The organism is Hyalangium gracile (assembly GCF_020103725.1).
Taxonomy (GTDB): Bacteria; Myxococcota; Myxococcia; order Myxococcales; family Myxococcaceae; genus Hyalangium; species Hyalangium gracile.
In genome coordinates this window covers 35,577-51,765 of the sequence record NZ_JAHXBG010000004.1, presented here as the reverse complement: position 1 = coordinate 51,765, position 16,189 = coordinate 35,577, and the positions used below count along the sequence as shown (strand labels likewise).

Genomic DNA, 16,189 nt, shown 5'->3' with positions numbered 1-16,189 from the left:
CTTCAGCGCTGGGAGAGCTGGGCGTGGAGATCCTCCGGGACTGCATCCGGCAGCGTGGCCTCCACCTGACGCAGCCCGGAGTTCAGATACCCGAGCACCGCCGTCAGCACCGTGCCCACCCCGAGCAGGAGGAACATCAGGCCGATGCCTCTCCCGGTCCCCGTGCCAATCACCTGGCCGACGCTCGCCGCCAGCGCGCCGCCCGGTGCCAGGAGCGGCTCGAACACGCGATCCGCGAGCGGCCCCGCGAGCAGGTAGGCCACCGGGCCGGCGGTGGTCATCACCATGCGCCGCACCGCGAAGACACGGCCCTGCACGGAGGGCTCCACCTTCCGCTGCCAGATGGCCACGTTGCAGCCGTTGATGAACGGCATGCAGAAGCAGAAGACGAAGGCCGCGCTCGCCACGAGCGGGACGGAGGGCCGCAGGCCTCCGGAGAACAGCACCACCCCCTGCAGCAGCAGGAAGCCCAGCACCCCGTACACCAGCCGGGAGGGCCCGCCCCACACGCTCATGAGCACGCTGCCCGCCAGCATCCCCACTCCGCTGACGGAGAGGATGGTGCCGAGCACCGCCTCCGTCGTGAAGCTCAGCAGCAAGGGCGTCAGGAGCGTCCAGACGACCTGAACCCCGAAGCTGCTCACCCACAGGATGACCATCAGCCCGCGCAAACCCTGGCGCTCGCGGATGTAGCTCATGCCGTAGGTGGCCTCGCCCAGCAACGAGCTGCTCGCCGCTTGCGCCTCCTGGGAGGCTGCGGGCCGGGGGATGCGCACGGACAGCAGGAGCAGCAGCGCGACGGCGTAGCTCACCACGTCGATCAGGAGGATCCCTCGCAGCTCGAGCGAGACCACCAGCACGCCGGCCAGGGCCGGGGAGAGCAGCTCCGCGATGGCCTCCCCCATCTGCACCAGGCCCGTGGCGCGGCCCAGGTGCTCTCGCGGGACCAGCAGCGTCGTGGCGGAGGCGAACGCCGGCACCTGGAAGACGCTGAAGGTGGAGATGGCCGCCACGGCGAGGTTGATGTGCCAGATCGAGAGCTCCCCGAACCGCAGCGCGCCCAGCAACACCAGCGTGCACACCCCGGAGCCGCACTCACTGAGCAGCAGCGCGCGGCGCCGGTCTCCTCGATCGATGTAGACGCCCGCCACGGGGGAGAGCAGCACCGTGGGCAGCACCGTGAACAGCGACGTGAGCGCGAACTGCGTGACGGAGCCCGTGCGCTGATACACGTGGAGGCTCAGCACGAAGTTCGTCATCCGCGCCCCCGTCGCGGAGATCACCTGCCCCAGCCAGGCGATGAGGAACGTCCGGATGCCGCTGGGAACGCCCTGGGCGCTCGTGGACACGGAGCCGGACATCACTTCAGCCCCTCACGGGCGAGCAGGGCATCCAGCTCGGCCTCGGAGAGCTCGTCCAGCCGCTCCAGCAGAGCCTCGGAGTCTCCGGCGGCACGTTCGAGGACGGGCTCGGGCGCCTGGCCCACCGCCTCGCGCTGGAGCCGCGCCATGGCGCGAGCCAGCTCCGCGACCGTGCGGGACTCGAACAGCATGCTCAGGGGGATCTCCACCGCGAGGGCCTCGTGGAGCCGCGACGCGAGCTGTGTCGCCAGCAGCGAGTGCCCGCCCAGCTCGAAGAAGTTGTCCTGCACGCCAATCCGCTCCACGCCCAGCAGCTCCGACCAGATGGAGGCGATGCGCTGCTCCAGGGGCGTGGTGGGAGCAACATAGGCGGGCTTCCCCACGGCCTGCGAGGGATCCGGCGGCGGCAGAGCCCGTCGATCCACCTTGCCGTTGGAGGTGAGCGGAAGCGCCTGGAGCTGCTGCATCGTGAAAGGCACCATGTACTCGGGCAGGCGCTGCTTCAGGAAGGCGCGCACCTCCTCGAGCTGGAGCGTGGTGCCCTCCCGCGCGACGACGTAGGCGGCCAGGCGTCGCTCCCGCTGGGCATCCTCCCAGGGGATGACCACCGCCCCGGCCACGTGGGGGTGCTGCAGCAGGTTGGACTCGATGTCCCCGGGCTCGATCCGGAAGCCCCGGATCTTCACCTGATGGTCGCGCCGACCGCGGAACTCCACGACGGCGCCGCCGAGCCAGCGGGCGAGATCGCCGGTGCGGTACATCCGCTCGCCGGGGAAGAACGGGTCCGGCAGGAAGCGCTGCGCGGTGAGGGCCGGCTGATCGAGGTAGCCCAGCGCCACGCCCGGCCCGGCGATGTAGAGCTCGCCGATGACGCGCTCCGGCTGGGGGGAGAGCTGCTCGTCCAGGATGTAGAGGCGGGTGTTGGGCAGCGGCCGCCCCAGCGGCACGTAGCCGGAGGTTCCCGTGGGCACGGAGGCATCGAGCTCGTAGCAGCTCGAATCCACGGTGGTCTCGGTGATGCCATAGGCCGCGACGACCCGCGCCTGCGCCCCCAGGCGCTCCTTCAGCGCCCGGAACCGCTCCAGGTCGATGGCCTCTCCTCCCAGGATGACGACCTTCAGCGTCCCGAGCGGCCACTTCTGGCGATGGCTCTCCTCCATCAGCGGGAGCACCAGCGAGGGCGCCGCATCCAGGAAGGTGATGCGCTCCCGGTCAATCAGCGCGGCGAGCTCCGGAAGGTTGAGCCGCGTCTCCTCCGGGCAGATCACCAGCCGGCCTCCGCTGATGAGGACCTTCATCAGATCGCCCACGAAGATGTCGAAGGCGAAGCTGCTCAGCTGGAGGCTCACCGCCTCGAGCTGCTCCAGCCGGTAGTAGTCCCTCCAGACGTAGGCCGCGTTGATGACGGAGCCATGGGACACCAGCACGCCTCGCGGTGTGCCCGTGGTTCCCGAGGTGAAGATGACGTAGGCCGGGTCCTCCGGGGAGACCGGCACCCTCGGCGCCTCCCTCGGCGCCTGCGCGAGGACGGAAACCTCCGCGTCGAGATCGAGGATGCTGGCCCGGCTGGAGGGCAGCGAGTCCCTCCACCGTTGCCGGGTCACCAGGGTCGTGAGGCGCGGAGTGTCCAGCATGGCCGCGAGGCGCTCGCGCGGCACCGAGCCATCCAGCGGCAGGAAGGCGCCTCCCGCCTTCATGACCCCCAGCATCGCCACCAGGGCATCGACTCCCCGCTCCAGCAGGATGCCCACGAGCCCGCCCCGGCGCAGTCCTCGCCTCAGGAGGGTGTGCGCCAGTTGGTTCGCTCGGGCCTCGAACTCTCCATAGGTGAGCCGCTGCGTACCGCTGACCAGCGCGACCGCCTGGGGCTTCTGGCTCGCCTGGCGCTCCAGCAGCTCGTGCACGCGCAGCTCTCGTGGCCAGTCCACGGAGCGCAGCCCCTGGCGCACCAGCGCGGCCTTCTGCTCGTCCGTGAGCAGCTCCAGCCGGGACACCGGCGCCGCCGGGTTCGCCACGAGCGACTCCAGCAGTCGCTGGAAGTGCCCGGCCATGGCGGTGATCGTCTCCCGCTCGAACAGGTCGGTGCTGAACTCGAACGAGCCCAAAAGCCGGCGGCCCTGCTCGACCAGGGTGAGGCACAGATCGAACTGCGCGGCGCGCTGGCCCAGGCGGAGCGACTCGAGCTCGAGCCCTCCCAGGTCCATCCGCCCTCCCTCCTCCGCCACGAGGAAGGCACCCAGCGTCTCCGCCGCGCCGCGAGGCGGCTTCAGCAGCGCGAACAGGGTCTGGAAGAGCGGCGCTCGACCAGCCTCTCTCGCCAGCCCCAGCCGCTGCACCAGGAGCGGGTGCGGATAGTCCTGATGATCCAGGGCCTCCAGCATCGCCTGCCGCGTCCCCGCGAGCAGCGACAGCCAGCTCGCGCTCCCGTCGCAGCGCGTACGGATGGGCACCGGGTTGACGAAGTACCCGACCACGTCCTCGAACTCCGCCCGGCTGCGCCCCGACGCGGGCGAGCCCACGACCAGGTCCTCCTGCCCCGTGTAGCGGTGGAGCAGCGCCACGTAGGCCGCCAGCAAGGTCGTGTGGAGCGTCGTGCCCTGCGCCCGGCAGAGCGCTCGGAGCGACTCGGTGAGCGCCTCCGGGAGCGTGAAGGCGTGCTTGCCGCCCTGGGCGGACCAGACCCGAGGGCGCACCCGGTCCGCGGGCAGCGCCAGCACCGGCGTGTGGCCCGACAGCCGCTCCTTCCAATAGGCCCACGACTGCTCACCGGCCGGCTCCGCGAGCCACCGCTGCTGCCACCGGACGAAGTCCTCGTAGCCCGCGGTGAGCGGCTCGAGCGGACTCTCTCCTCGCGCCCGCTCCGCGGGATAGAGCTGGCCCAGCTCGTCCAGCAGGATCGTCAGGGACCACATGTCGACGGCCACGTGGTGCGCGGACAGCAGCAGCAGGTGCTCATCCCTCCGAGCCGTCAGCAGCGCCACCCGGAACACGGGCCCGTGCGCCAGCTCGAACGGCGAGTGCGCCTGCTCCTCCAGCCAGGCCATCCGAGCCTCCGGAGTCCAGTCGGCGACCTCCCGGTGCTCGAAGGGGAGCGGCGGCTCGGCGTGGACCTTCTGGACCCACTCGCCCCCCACGACTTCGTAGGTAGTCCTCAGCGCGGGGTGGCGCCGCATGAGCTGCGCGATCGCGCGCTGGAACGCCTTCACCTCCACCTGCGAGCGGATGCGCGCCGCCACGGACACGTTGTACGCCGTGCTCCTGGGCGCCCACTGCTGCTCGAACAGCAGGGCCCGCTGCCCGTAGGAGCACGGGAACACCTCCCGAGCCCCCTCTCGCGCGGGCGCGGAGACGGAGGACGACGCCTCGCCCAGGGACGCGAGCAGTCGGTCCGCCAGGGACTCCAGCGTCACCTCCTGCAGGAAGAACGAGTGCGAGAGCCGCAGCGACAGCACCGCCTCCAGCTGGTTCCGAAGCTCCACGATCGAGAGCGAGTCCACGCCCAGCGCGGTGAGCGGCTGGTCCGGAGGCACCTCCTCGGGCACGACGCGCAGGGCTCGCGCCACGTGCTGCCGCAGGCGCTCCATCAGGAAGGAGCGGCGGGCCTCCTCGGGCTGCTCCAGCAGCAGCGCCCGGGACAGCGGCGCCACCTCGTAGTCGAGCGACTCCGCCTCCCGGAGCAGGCTCTCCCCGACGAGCTCCAGTTCACCCTTCAGGTACGACGCCTTGCAGGCGCGGCGCTGGACCTTGCCGCTCGACGTCTTCGGCAGGCCACCCGGCTTGATGAGCACCACGGCGTAGGGCGTCACCTCGTGGAGCCGGGAGACGGCACGTCGGACGGCCCGAGCCACCGCCTCGACATCCGTCCGGGCGGGCTGCTCCACCTCCTGCACCACCACCAGCCGCTCCTCACCCTCCACCTCGACCGAGAACGCCGCGCCACACCCGGGGCGGAGCGCGGCATGGCTCTGCTCCACGGTCCACTCCAGGTCCTGCGGGTAGTGGTTCCGGCCTCGGAGGATGACCAGGTCCTTGAGCCGCCCGGTGATGAACAGGCTGCCTTGCTCGAAGAAGCCCAGGTCCCCCGTCCGCAGGAACCTCGCGGGGTCTCCGTCCGCCAGCTCCGCGCCGAAGGTCTCCTGGGTGGCCTCCGGGCGCTCCCAGTAGCCCCGCGCCACGCTGGGCCCGGAGACCCAGATCTCCCCCACCTGGCCCGCCGCGCACCGCCGCCGCGTGTCCGGCTCGACGATCTCCACCCGCAGATCCCCACGGGGATGGCCACAGCCCACCAGGGACACCCGCTCCAGCGTGCCCGCCGCCGCCGGGCGGGGCTGGTGCGCCCGGAGCGCCTCGGCATCGAGCTCTCGCACGACGGGCGCCTGCCCGATGACGGCGCCCGTGACGAACAGCGTCGACTCGGCCAGGCCATAGCAGGGGTAGTACGCATCCGGCAGGAAGCCCTGGGGACGGAACATCTCCGCGAAGCGCCGCAGCGTGAGCGAGCGGATGGGCTCGGCGCCGCTGAACGCCGCCTTCCAGCCGCTCAGGTCCAGCCCCTGGCATTGCTCGGGGGTGACGCGGCGCACGCACTGGTCATAGGCGAAGTTCGGCCCTCCGCTCGAGGTCGCCCGGTAGCGGGACACCGCGCTCAGCCAGCGCACCGGCTTCTGGATGAAGTCCACCGGCGACATGAGGATGCAGGAGCCGCCCAGGTACACCCCGTGGAGCGCGCAGCCGATGAGCCCCATGTCATGGAACAGCGGCAGCCAGCTGACGATGACCGTCTCGTCCGTGTGCTCGTAGCCCCGCCGGATCAGCTCCTCGTTGTGGAGCAGGTTCTCGTGGCTGACCATCACGCCCCGGGGCAGCCCCGTCGAGCCGGAGGTGTACTGCAGGAACGCCAGCGTGTCGGGGCCCAGCTCCGGCCTGCGCCACGCGTCGGCGGCCCCTGGCTCGATGGCATCCACCGGGATCATCTCGGTCGCCGCCAGCTCGGGCAGCTCCTTCAGCACGGCGCCGCTGGTGGTCAGCACCTTGCGCGTGGCCAGGATGGCTCGGGGCTGGCAGTCCTTCGCGATCGCGCGGATCCGCAGCAGGTTGTGGTTCGCGCGCGGCGGATAGGCCGGAACGGCGATCACCCCGGCGTACAGGCAGCCCAGGAAGGCGCAGAGGAAGTCCAGCCCCTGCGGACACAGCAGCAGCGCCCGGTCCCCCGGAGCGAGCCGCCCCTGCAGGCTGGCCGCCACGGCCCGGGCCCGCTGGTCCAGCTGGGCATAGGTGAGCTCCGGCCCCTCCGTCTCGCCACGCTCCAGATAGAGGAAGGCCCGACGCGTGGGACGCCGCTCCGCCTGGCTCTGGAGGTGATGGACGAACGTCCTCGGCAGGGAGATCTGGGACGGGCTCATGAAGCGGCTTCCGCGAGTGGGAGCTGAGGAGCGGACGAAACCTTCAGTCGATCAGGCGAGGTCCGCGCCCAGCTGCCGGAGGATGCGCGCGGCGTTGAGCACATCCGCCTCGTTGACGAGCCGGGAGACGACCAGCCGGATCCGGTTGGGCGGGAACGTCAGCACCAGCAGCCCGAGGTCCTTGCAGCGCGCCTCGAACGCCTCGGCGGTCATCCGCGCCCCCGCCAGGTCGATGAAGATCATGTTCGTCCGCACCGTCTCCGGCTTGACGCCCAGGCCCGGCACGTCCGCCAGCTTCTCGGCCAGCAGCCGGGTGAGGCGATGGTCCTCGTTGAGCCGGTCCATCTGCCGCGTCAGCGCGAAGTACGCGGCCTCCGCGCAGACTCCTACTTGGTGGAAGCCGCTGCCGTACCACACGCGGTAGCGGCGAGCCCGCTCGATGACGTCCTTGGAGCCCATCAGCATCGAGCCGAACGGCGCCCCCAGGCCCTTCGAGAAGCAGACGCCAATGGTGTCCACCTCGGCCGCCCACGCCGCCAGCGGGATGCCCGTGGCCAGGTGCGCATGGAACAGGCGCGCGCCGTCCAGGTGCAGGCGGATGCCCCGCTCGGAGGTGAAGCGCCGCAGCTTCTGGATCTCCTCCAGCGGGAACACCTGTCCCTGACGGAAGCTGATGGTGTTCTCCAGCGTCACCAGCTCCACCTGGGAGTAGGTGCTCTCGCGCGGCTTGGACTCGATGGCCCGGAGGACATCCGGCACCCGGAGGACGCCGTCCACCGTCTCCCGGCCGTTGAGCACCACGTGGCAGAACGAGGCGTGCTGGGCGCTCTCGTAGAGGTTGACGTGGTAGTTGTACTCCGTCACCACCTCGTTGCCGCGGGACACCTGGGAGATGATGGCGAGCTGGTTCGCCAGCATCCCGCTGGTGGTGAAGACCGCGGCCTCCTTGCCGAACAGCTCGCGGCAGTAGTGCTCCAGCCGGTTGACGCTCTTGTCCTCACCGTAATAGTCGTCGCCCACTTCGGCGTTGGCCATCTGGGCCCGCATCTCGGGCGACGGCACGGTGAAGGTGTCGCTGCGCAGATCGATCATCGCCACCCATGCTACCTCAGATGGGATGGCCCATTCGCGGTGGGACTCCGCTCGCCTGGGCCGCGCTCTGGCCGAACTGGTCTGCTTGTCATACCAGTTCGCTACCGGTCCGCCGGGCCCCCTCAGGGCTGACCCGGCCCCTTGGCGGCGCCCGGCCGAGGGCCTCCCCGGGGAACAGGCGCTCCCGCATCCGTGGCCGTCCCGCCATCCGCGTCACTCTTCCGGCCCCACTCGCTCGCGGTGGGTGCCACCTGGCCAGGCTTCGGCGGGCCTCGCTCCGGAGCGGGCTCGGTGTCCCCCACACCCGTGGCGCCATGCACCTTCGGCGCGGCGGGGGGGGGACTGGCCTCGGTCGGGGCGGCCTCCGTGGGAGCCGTCGGCTTGGGAGCCTCGGTGGGTGGAGGGGTAATCAGCTTGTTGTCCTCGCACCCCACCAGCAGGAGCGCGGCGACCCAGAGGCCAAGAGCTTTTCGCACGAGAGAAATCCTCCTATCCATGGAACGTGTCATCACGGGCCCGCGGTCTTCGGCCAGAAGGCGGGAGCACTGGCCCCCTCCGCGGACACGAGCAATTCCTTCGTCCGGGTGTCCCAGACCTGGGCGGAGCGCGTGCCCCCGAAGTTGGTGACGAGCAGCCACCCCTCCTGGAGCACGATGTCCAGGTAGTCATCCGGCCTGGCGAGCAGGCCCTCCAACTCCACCCACTTCCCGTCCTGCTCCCACGCGATGGGGGCTCCCGGGTAGAGGAACTCTCCGCCCAGTGTGCCTCGGTAGTAGAGCTTGCCGCCGGGCGTGGCGAGGGTCATCCACTGTCCGGACTCGTCCAGCCCGGGGAAGGCCTGGTCCAGCTTCTTCGCGGCGGGCGCCGGAGCCTCCTCGCCGGGGTTGTGGTGCTCCGGCGAGGCCTTCGCGAGCGGCTGCAGCTCCTTGTTCACCTGGAGTGCCAGGACACCCGACGCGAGGTCCGCCCCGTAGGTGGTGCTCGTCGTCTCGATGCGCTTCCAGCCGCCCTCCTCGAACCGGTACGCGTGGGCCAGCCCAGGGCTGCCTTCGGCCCCCTCGCCGACCGGGTAGCGCTTGCCTTCGAAGGTGAGGAACTGCCTGCCACCCGCCCCCTTCTCGGGGACGCGCGAGACGTACTCATCCGAGATGAGCGCCACCGGCCGGCCCTGCTTGTCGAAGACGATCCGGTCGATGGCCGGCTGGTCCTGCCCGCCCGCATCCTTCCCTCCGGGCAGCGGCTTCAGGTCCAGCGCCTTGCCGGTGCGCGCCGTCAGGTCCACCCGCCAGGCCCTGGGCACCTCGCCCTCTCCCGAGGGCCAGGTGAACACCAGCCCCTCCTTGCCATCCGGGCTCCAGGACACCATGGACCGGTCGCACGCCCCGTTGAAGGAGAAGACGGCCGTCGACTCGCCCGAGGGCAGCGGCTGCCGCACCCACTCACAGCGCTCGGGGTCCGTGGGCCGCAGGAACGACACCGCGGGCCCGGAGGCAGGAACGGGTGCGGGGGCTGGCGCTGGGGGAGCCGCAGGCGCGGGGCTGGGCGCGGGCGCAGGAGCCGCGGCGGCGGTGGGAGCGCCCGAGTCCTGGGCGGAGGCGGACGACGGACTGTTGGACTTGCAACCCGCCACCACGAGGGCAGCCAGCGACAGCGCGCGGCTCCAGCGACGCAGGGACATGAGGCTCCTCGGAAGTCCAGGGTAGGACAAAGCGGGCAGACTATCTCCGCTCCGGAGCGGGGAGTCACCCTCCGTGAGTCTGCACGGCGTTCACCGAGCCGGCGCTCTCGTGTGCTAAAGGGCGCTCATGCCCAAGATTCGCAAGATCCTCATTGCCAATCGCGGAGAGATCGCCATCCGGGTGATGCGCACCTGCAAGGAGCTCGGCATCGCCACGGTGGCCGTCTACTCCGAGGCGGACCGCTCCGCGCTGCACGTGCGCATGGCCGACCAGGCCTACTTCGTCGGCCCGCCTCCCTCGCGCGAGAGCTACCTGGTGCAGGAGCGCATCCTCGAGGCGGCGAAGAAGTCTGGCGCGGACGCCATCCACCCCGGCTACGGCTTCCTCTCGGAGAACGCCTCCTTCGTGCGCGCGTGCGAGAAGGCGGGCATCACCTTCATCGGCCCGCCGGCCTCGGCCATGGACGCCATGGGCGAGAAGACGCGGGCGCGGCAGAACATGATCAAGGCCGGGGTGCCGGTGGTGCCCGGCACGGCCGAGCCCATCGCCACCGAGGAAGAGGCGCGGGTGTACGCGGAGAAGATCGGCTTCCCCATCATGCTCAAGGCCGCCGGCGGCGGTGGCGGCAAGGGCATGCGCCGGGTGGAGGGCCTGAAGGACTTCTCCTCCGCGTGGCGCGGGGCCAAGGGCGAGGCCCTCAACGCGTTCGGCAACGACGCCGTCTACATCGAGAAGTACCTCGAGAAGCCCCACCACGTGGAGATCCAGGTCTTCGCGGACCAGCACGGCAATGCGGTGCACCTGAACGAGCGCGAGTGCTCGGCGCAGCGCCGCCACCAGAAGGTGGTGGAGGAGACGCCCAGCCCCATCCTCACCCCGGAGCTGCGGGCGAAGATGGGCGCGGTGGCGGTGCAGGCCGCCAAGGCGGTGAACTACGTGGGCGCCGGGACGGTGGAGTTCCTGGTGGACGTGCACCGCAACTTCTACTTCCTGGAGATGAACACGCGCCTCCAGGTGGAGCACCCCGTCACGGAGTGGGTGACGGGGCTGGACCTGGTGGCGCTGCAGATCAAGGTCGCCGAGGGCGAGAAGCTGCCCCTCCAGGAGGCGCCGACGCCGCACGGGCACGCCATCGAGGTCCGCATCTACGCGGAGGACCCGGCGCGCAACTTCATGCCCAGCCCCGGGAAGATCCAGTACCTGCGCGTGCCGGGCGGGCCCAACGTCCGGGACGACTCGGGCGTGTACGCGGGCTACACGGTGCCCAACTTCTATGACCCGATGATCTCCAAGCTGTCCGTGTGGGCGCCGACGCGCACGGAGGCCATCGCGCGGGCCCGGCGGGCGCTGAGCGAGTACGTGGTCAAGGGCATCACCACCAACACGCGCTACCTGAAGGCCATCGTGGAGCACCCGGAGTTCGTGGGCGGCGACTACGACACCAGCTTCCTGACGCGCGAGCACAACGCGCTGCTGGGCCAGGACGATCCGAAGCTGCAAGAGGTGGCGCTGCTGGCCAGCGCGGTGTTCGCGCACCAGCGGGACCAGAAGCGCGCCAAGACGCTGCCCGGCAAGGCCGGCGCGGCGACGGGGACGGGCGGCATGTCCCCGTGGCGGCTGGCCCTGCGCACCCGTCGGCGGTAGCACTCCCCTCCTCTCTCGAGACACTCCATGCGTTACTTCGCGAAGCTGCAGGGCCAGAAGGAAGCGGTGCCGGTGGACATCGAGCACCTGGGTGGCACCCAGTACCGGCTCACGCTCCAGGACAAGACGTACACGGTGGACGCGCTGACGCTGGACCATGGGGCGGTGTCCATGCTGGTGGACGGCACCTCCTACCCCGTCGAGTTCGAGGAGAACGGCGACGAGGTGGGCGTGCTGGTGCGCGGCCAGGTCACCCGGGTGGACGTGGCGGACGAGCGCCGGCTGCGGCTGCGCGCGGGCTCGGCGGGCTTCAGCGCGGAGGGCAAGCAGGTCATCAGCGCGCCCATGCCGGGCAAGGTGGTGAAGGTGCTCGTCAAGCTCGGGGACGAGGTGAAGGAGGGCCAGGGCCTGGTGGTGGTGGAGGCCATGAAGATGGAGAACGAGCTGAAGAGCCCCAAGGCCGGCAAGGTGGTGGAGCTGCTCGCCAAGGAGGGCTCCACCGTGGAGAACAACGCCAGGCTCGTGGTGGTGGAGTGATGGCCGACATCAAGGACGAGAAGGCCCGCTGGCAGAAGCAGATCTACGAGAAGGCCAAGGCCAAGGGCGGCGAGCGCCACCCCTCCTTCACCACCTCCAGCGGCCTGGAGATGAAGCCCGTCTACACCCCGGACGACGTGAAGGGCGAGTACACCGGTCAGCTCGGCTTCCCGGGCGAGTACCCCTTCACCCGCGGCGTGCAGCCCACCATGTACCGCGGCCGCTTCTGGACGATGCGCCAGTACGCCGGCTTCGGCACCGCCGAGGACGCCAACCAGCGCTACCACTACCTGCTGCAGTCCGGGCAGACGGGCCTGTCCGTGGCGTTCGACTTGCCCACGCAGATGGGCCGGGACGCGGACCACTCGCGCGCCCGGGGCGAGGTGGGCAAGGTGGGCGTCTCCATCTCCTCCATCCGCGACATGGAGGTGCTGCTCAAGGGCCTGCCGCTGGCGGACGTGTCCACGTCCATGACCATCAACGCCACCGCCCCCATCCTCCTGTGCCTCTACGCGGCGGTGGGCGAGAAGAACGGCGTGGCGCTGGAGCAGCTCTCCGGCACGGTGCAGAACGACATCCTCAAGGAGTACATGGCTCGCGGCACCTACATCTACCCGCCCGAGCCCTCGCTGCGCCTCATCACCAACCTGTTCGCCTTCTGCGCCAGGCGCATCCCCAAGTGGAACCCCATCTCCATCAGCGGCTACCACATCCGCGAGGCCGGCTCGACGGCGGCCCAGGAGATCGGCTTCACGCTGGCCGACGGCATCGCCTACGTGGAGGCGGCGCTCGAGGCCGGCCTGCAGGTGGATGAGTTCGCCGGCCGCCTGTCCTTCTTCTTCAACGTCCACAACAACTTCCTGGAGGAAGTGGCGAAGTTCCGCGCGGCGCGGCGGCTGTGGGCGCGCATCATGAAGGAGCGCTTCAAGGCGAAGGATCCGCGCTCGATGATGCTGCGCTTCCACGCGCAGACGGCCGGCAGCACCCTGACGGCCCAGCAGGTGGACAACAACGTGGTGCGCGTGGCGCTCCAGGCGCTGGCGGCGGTGATGGGCGGGGCGCAGTCGCTGCACACCAACAGCCGCGACGAGGCGCTGGCGCTCCCCTCCGAGGAGGCCGCCCGGCTGGCGCTGCGCACCCAGCAGGTGATCGCCTACGAGTCCGGCGTGGCGGACATCATCGATCCCATGGGCGGCTCGTACGCCGTGGAGGCCATGACGGACGAGCTGGAGGCGAAGGCCCAGGACTACATCCGCCGCATCGACGACATGGGCGGCATGGTGCAGGCCATCGCCAAGGGCTACCCGCAGAGCGAGATCCAGGAGGCCGCCTACCAGGCCCAGCGCGAGCTGGAGGAGAAGCGCTCGGTGGTGGTGGGTGTGAACCAGTTCCAGGTCAAGGAGCCGCCGCCGCAAGGGCTGCTCCGCGTGGACGAGAACGTGGAGCGGGTGCAGGCCGAGCGCCTGAAGAAGCTGCGGGCCGAGCGCGACAACGCCGCCGCGACCCGCACCGTGGATGCCCTGCGCAAGGCCGCGGCCACGGCCGACGAGAACCTCATCCCGCTCATCCTGGACGCGGTGAAGGCCTCCGCGACGCTGGGGGAGATCTCCGACGCCATGCGGGATGTCTTCGGCGAGCACAAGGAGCATGTAGTCCTGTAGGCGCTCGCCCCCGCCAGCGCTCGAATCCGAACGTTCGGGCTCCGAGGGGCTCGACGTCCCGCCTGGAGGCGATACATACACCTCCAGCGACGTCACGTGACTGCTCCTTCTCCTTTGACCGTTCAACCCATCGTCGAGGCCGTCGCGGCCGCGCTACCCCTGTCCCGGGAGACCTTCGACGCCATCGCCCGGGCCTGTCCGCTGGCCATCATGCTGCTGGACGCCCAGGGCCACGTGAAGTTCTGGAACCCCGCCGCGGAGCGCATCTTCGGCTGGAGCTCGGAAGAGGTGCTCGGCCAGTTCCTTCCGGCCATCCCCGTCGACCGCCGCGAGGAGTTCGTCGCCAACCTCCAGAGAATCTTCGCGCGCGGCGACATTCGCGGGGTGGACACGCGCCGGCAGACCCGGAACCGGGGCCTCATCGACGTCCAGCTCTGGGCCCACCTCGTCGAGCTGCCAGATGGGCGGACGTTCTGCCTCTCCCTCGTCTCGGATGTGTCGCAGTGGCGACAGCTCGCGCGACAGCACGCGCTGCAGCTCGAGATCGCCCGGCTGCTGGCCGATGCCACGACGCTGGACGCGGCCCTCCCGGAGTGCCTGCGCACCATCTGCGCGGGGATGAGCTGCCAGGTGGGGCAGCTGTGGAGCCTCTCTCCCGACAGCGCCTCCCTGCGGCTCCAGGCCTTCCACAGCACCTCGCCGGGCGGCGCGGATGCCTTCACCCGTCGCAGCGCCGAGCTCTCGTTCCACCTCGGCGAGGGGCTGCCCGGGAGCGTGTGGCGGAGCCGACGGCCCGTGTTCGTGCCGGAGCTGAGCATCGAGGTCATGTTCCGCCGGCGGCAGGCGGCGGAGCAGGCCGGCCTGTGCTCGGGGGGCGCCTTCCCCATCGAGATTGGCGGGCAGTTCATCGGCGTCATGGAGTTCTTCCGCACCTCCACCTTCACCGAGGAGGAGGAGCCCCGGGAAGTCTTCGAGGCGCTCGGGCGCCAGATGGGACAGTTCGCCGAGCGCGTCCGCCAGAGCGCCGAGCGCGAGCAGGCCCTGCGCGAGGCGAAGGCCGCCGCGGAAGAGGCCCGACGCCAGGCCGATCGCCTCCACCTGCTCGCGGAGACCTCCCGCATCCTGTCCTCGTCGCTGGACTTCGCCCGGACGCTCGACCAGCTGGTCAGGCTCCTCGTGCCCACGCTCGCGGACATGTCCTCGGTCTCGCTCGTCTCTCCCGAGGGCAGGCTCGAGCGGGTGGCGGAAGCCGCCCGGGACGAGCAGACCGCGAGGACGATGGCGGAGTTCCGCGCGGCGCGCTTCCCCCAGGACGCGGACCACCCGCTGGCCCAGACGTTCCGGACGGGCCAGGGGTACCTCTTCGAGGACTACCCAAGCACCGTCGCGCGGCGCCTGCCGCCGGGCCATCCGTACGTGGACTTCATCCAGCAGGTCGGCATGCGCAGCGCGCTCACCGTCCCGCTGCTGCGCGGTGAGCGGGTGATCGGCGTCCTGGCGCTCGCGGCCCGGGACGACTTCGGCCGGTCCTACACCCAGGAGGACCTGACGCTGGTGACGGCCATCGCCGAGCGGGCCGCGGTCGCCATCGAGAACGCGCAGCTGCACCAGATGGCGCTCGAGGCCGACCGCCGCAAGGACGAGTTCCTGGCGATGCTCAGCCACGAGCTGCGCAACCCCCTCGCCCCCATCCGCACGGCCCTGGAGCTCATGCGGCTGCGCGCCGGCGACGTCGTCTTCCGGCGCGAGCGCCAGGTCATCGAGCGGCAGATGGACCAGCTCCAGCGGCTGGTGAATGACCTGCTCGACGTGGCGCGCATCACCCGAGGGAAGATCCAGCTCGACCGCGAGCCGCTGGAGCTGTCGACCGTCGTCACACGCTCCATCGAGATGGTCAGCCCCCTGCTCGAGGAGAAGCGGCACACGCTGCGCGTGGAGGTGCCTCGGGTGGGGCTGCGACTGAGCGGCGATCGCCACCGGCTGGCGCAGGTCTTCTCCAACCTCCTCTCGAACGCCGCGCGCTACACGGACAGCGGTGGAAACATCGAGCTGGTGGCGGAGCGCGAGCCCGACGGCATCGTCGTGCGCATCCGGGACAACGGGCGCGGCATCGAGCGCTCGCTGCTCGCCCGGGTGTTCGAGCTGTTCGTCCAGGGCCCGCAGACCGCCGAGCGCCAGCAGGGAGGGCTCGGCATCGGACTGGCGCTGGTGAAGAACCTGGTGGAGCTGCACGGGGGCCGGGTCGAAGCGGCCAGCGCGGGCATGGGCAAGGGCAGCGAGTTCACGGTCCGGCTCCCGCTCCAGGAGGCCGCGCAGCCCCCCGCGCAGCCCGAGGAGCGCCCGCCGCTCGAGGCCAGCAAGTACCGCGCCCGGCTCCTGGTCGTCGACGACAACCGGGAGGCCGCCGAGGCGCTCACCGAGGCGCTGGGCCTGCTGGGCTATGAGGCTCGCGCCACCTTCGATCCCGCGGAGGCGCTGCGCGAGGCGAAGTCGTTCCTCCCGGAGGTCGCCATCTGCGATCTCGGCCTGCCGGTGATGGACGGCTACGAGCTGGGGCGCCAGCTCCGGGCGCAGCGCTCGGGCCAGCCGCTCGGCCTCATCGCACTGACGGGCTATGGACAGGAGCACGACCACGCCCGCTCACGCGAGGCGAGGTTCGACGCCCACCTGGTCAAGCCGGTGGACCTGAGCACCCTGCTCGCCACGTTGACCCGCGTGCTGGAGGACTCCCGCCGCTCGCCGCGCTGAAAAAGGCTTGACCTGCCGGGAGCGGATTGGAGGATGCGGCGGTGGCCGGCAGTCTCACGGGAGCC

Annotated in this window: 9 protein-coding genes; 4 read left to right on the top strand and 5 right to left on the bottom strand. The window is 70.6% G+C overall.

Going from position 1 to position 16,189, the window contains the following annotated elements:
* Positions 1 to 2: 2 nt before the first annotated feature.
* The 5 genes from KY572_RS09200 to KY572_RS09180 all read right to left on the bottom strand — a co-directional run bounded on the left by KY572_RS09200 (position 3) and on the right by KY572_RS09180 (position 9,533).
* The gene (locus tag KY572_RS09200) at positions 3 to 1,361 is read right to left on the bottom strand and encodes an MFS transporter (RefSeq protein ID WP_224242165.1); all 1,359 of its coding nucleotides are present in this window, start codon (positions 1,359 to 1,361) and stop codon (positions 3 to 5) included.
* Positions 1,361 to 6,763, bottom strand: a complete 5,403-nt coding sequence (locus KY572_RS09195) for a non-ribosomal peptide synthetase (protein ID WP_224242164.1) — start codon at positions 6,761 to 6,763, stop codon at positions 1,361 to 1,363. Before KY572_RS09195 ends, KY572_RS09200 begins: the two co-directional genes overlap by 1 nt.
* A 51-nt stretch (positions 6,764 to 6,814) precedes the next feature.
* Positions 6,815 to 7,855, bottom strand: a complete 1,041-nt coding sequence (locus tag KY572_RS09190; protein ID WP_224242536.1) for a threonine aldolase family protein — start codon at positions 7,853 to 7,855, stop codon at positions 6,815 to 6,817.
* Positions 7,856 to 7,977: 122 nt separating this feature from the next.
* Positions 7,978 to 8,331, bottom strand: a complete 354-nt coding sequence (locus KY572_RS09185) for a hypothetical protein (protein ID WP_224242163.1) — start codon at positions 8,329 to 8,331, stop codon at positions 7,978 to 7,980.
* A gap of 32 nt (positions 8,332 to 8,363) precedes the next feature.
* Complete coding sequence (locus KY572_RS09180; protein ID WP_224242162.1) at positions 8,364 to 9,533, bottom strand: hypothetical protein; 1,170 nt, start codon at positions 9,531 to 9,533, stop codon at positions 8,364 to 8,366.
* A 127-nt stretch (positions 9,534 to 9,660) separates the two neighbouring features.
* Between KY572_RS09180 and accC the strand changes: the two genes are divergently transcribed.
* The 4 genes from accC to KY572_RS09160 all read left to right on the top strand — a co-directional run bounded on the left by accC (position 9,661) and on the right by KY572_RS09160 (position 16,124).
* On the top strand, positions 9,661 to 11,178 hold the full coding sequence (gene accC, locus KY572_RS09175; RefSeq protein WP_224242161.1) for an acetyl-CoA carboxylase biotin carboxylase subunit: 1,518 nt from the start codon (positions 9,661 to 9,663) through the stop codon (positions 11,176 to 11,178).
* A 27-nt stretch (positions 11,179 to 11,205) separates the two neighbouring features.
* The gene (locus tag KY572_RS47095) at positions 11,206 to 11,715 is read left to right on the top strand and encodes a DUF2118 domain-containing protein (protein ID WP_317987829.1); all 510 of its coding nucleotides are present in this window, start codon (positions 11,206 to 11,208) and stop codon (positions 11,713 to 11,715) included.
* Entirely contained in the window at positions 11,715 to 13,376 is a 1,662-nt protein-coding gene (locus tag KY572_RS09165) for an acyl-CoA mutase large subunit family protein (RefSeq protein WP_224242160.1), read from the top strand. The genes KY572_RS47095 and KY572_RS09165 overlap by 1 nt, the downstream gene beginning before the upstream one ends.
* A 114-nt stretch (positions 13,377 to 13,490) precedes the next feature.
* Positions 13,491 to 16,124, top strand: coding sequence for a GAF domain-containing protein (locus KY572_RS09160; RefSeq protein WP_224242159.1), 2,634 nt, complete (start codon positions 13,491 to 13,493; stop codon positions 16,122 to 16,124).
* Positions 16,125 to 16,189 lie beyond the last annotated feature (65 nt).

Bases quoted from the DNA above. Each gene is read 5' to 3' on its own strand.
- KY572_RS47095 (WP_317987829.1), top strand. From the start codon at position 11,206: ATGCGTTACTTCGCGAAGCTGCAGGGCCAGAAGGAAGCGGTGCCGGTG.
- KY572_RS09195 (WP_224242164.1), bottom strand. From the start codon at position 6,763: ATGAGCCCGTCCCAGATCTCCCTGCCGAGGACGTTCGTCCATCACCTC.
- KY572_RS09165 (WP_224242160.1), top strand. From the start codon at position 11,715: ATGGCCGACATCAAGGACGAGAAGGCCCGCTGGCAGAAGCAGATCTAC.
- KY572_RS09180 (WP_224242162.1), bottom strand. From the start codon at position 9,533: ATGTCCCTGCGTCGCTGGAGCCGCGCGCTGTCGCTGGCTGCCCTCGTG.
- accC (WP_224242161.1), top strand. From the start codon at position 9,661: ATGCCCAAGATTCGCAAGATCCTCATTGCCAATCGCGGAGAGATCGCC.
- KY572_RS09190 (WP_224242536.1), bottom strand. From the start codon at position 7,855: ATGATCGATCTGCGCAGCGACACCTTCACCGTGCCGTCGCCCGAGATG.
- KY572_RS09200 (WP_224242165.1), bottom strand. From the start codon at position 1,361: ATGTCCGGCTCCGTGTCCACGAGCGCCCAGGGCGTTCCCAGCGGCATC.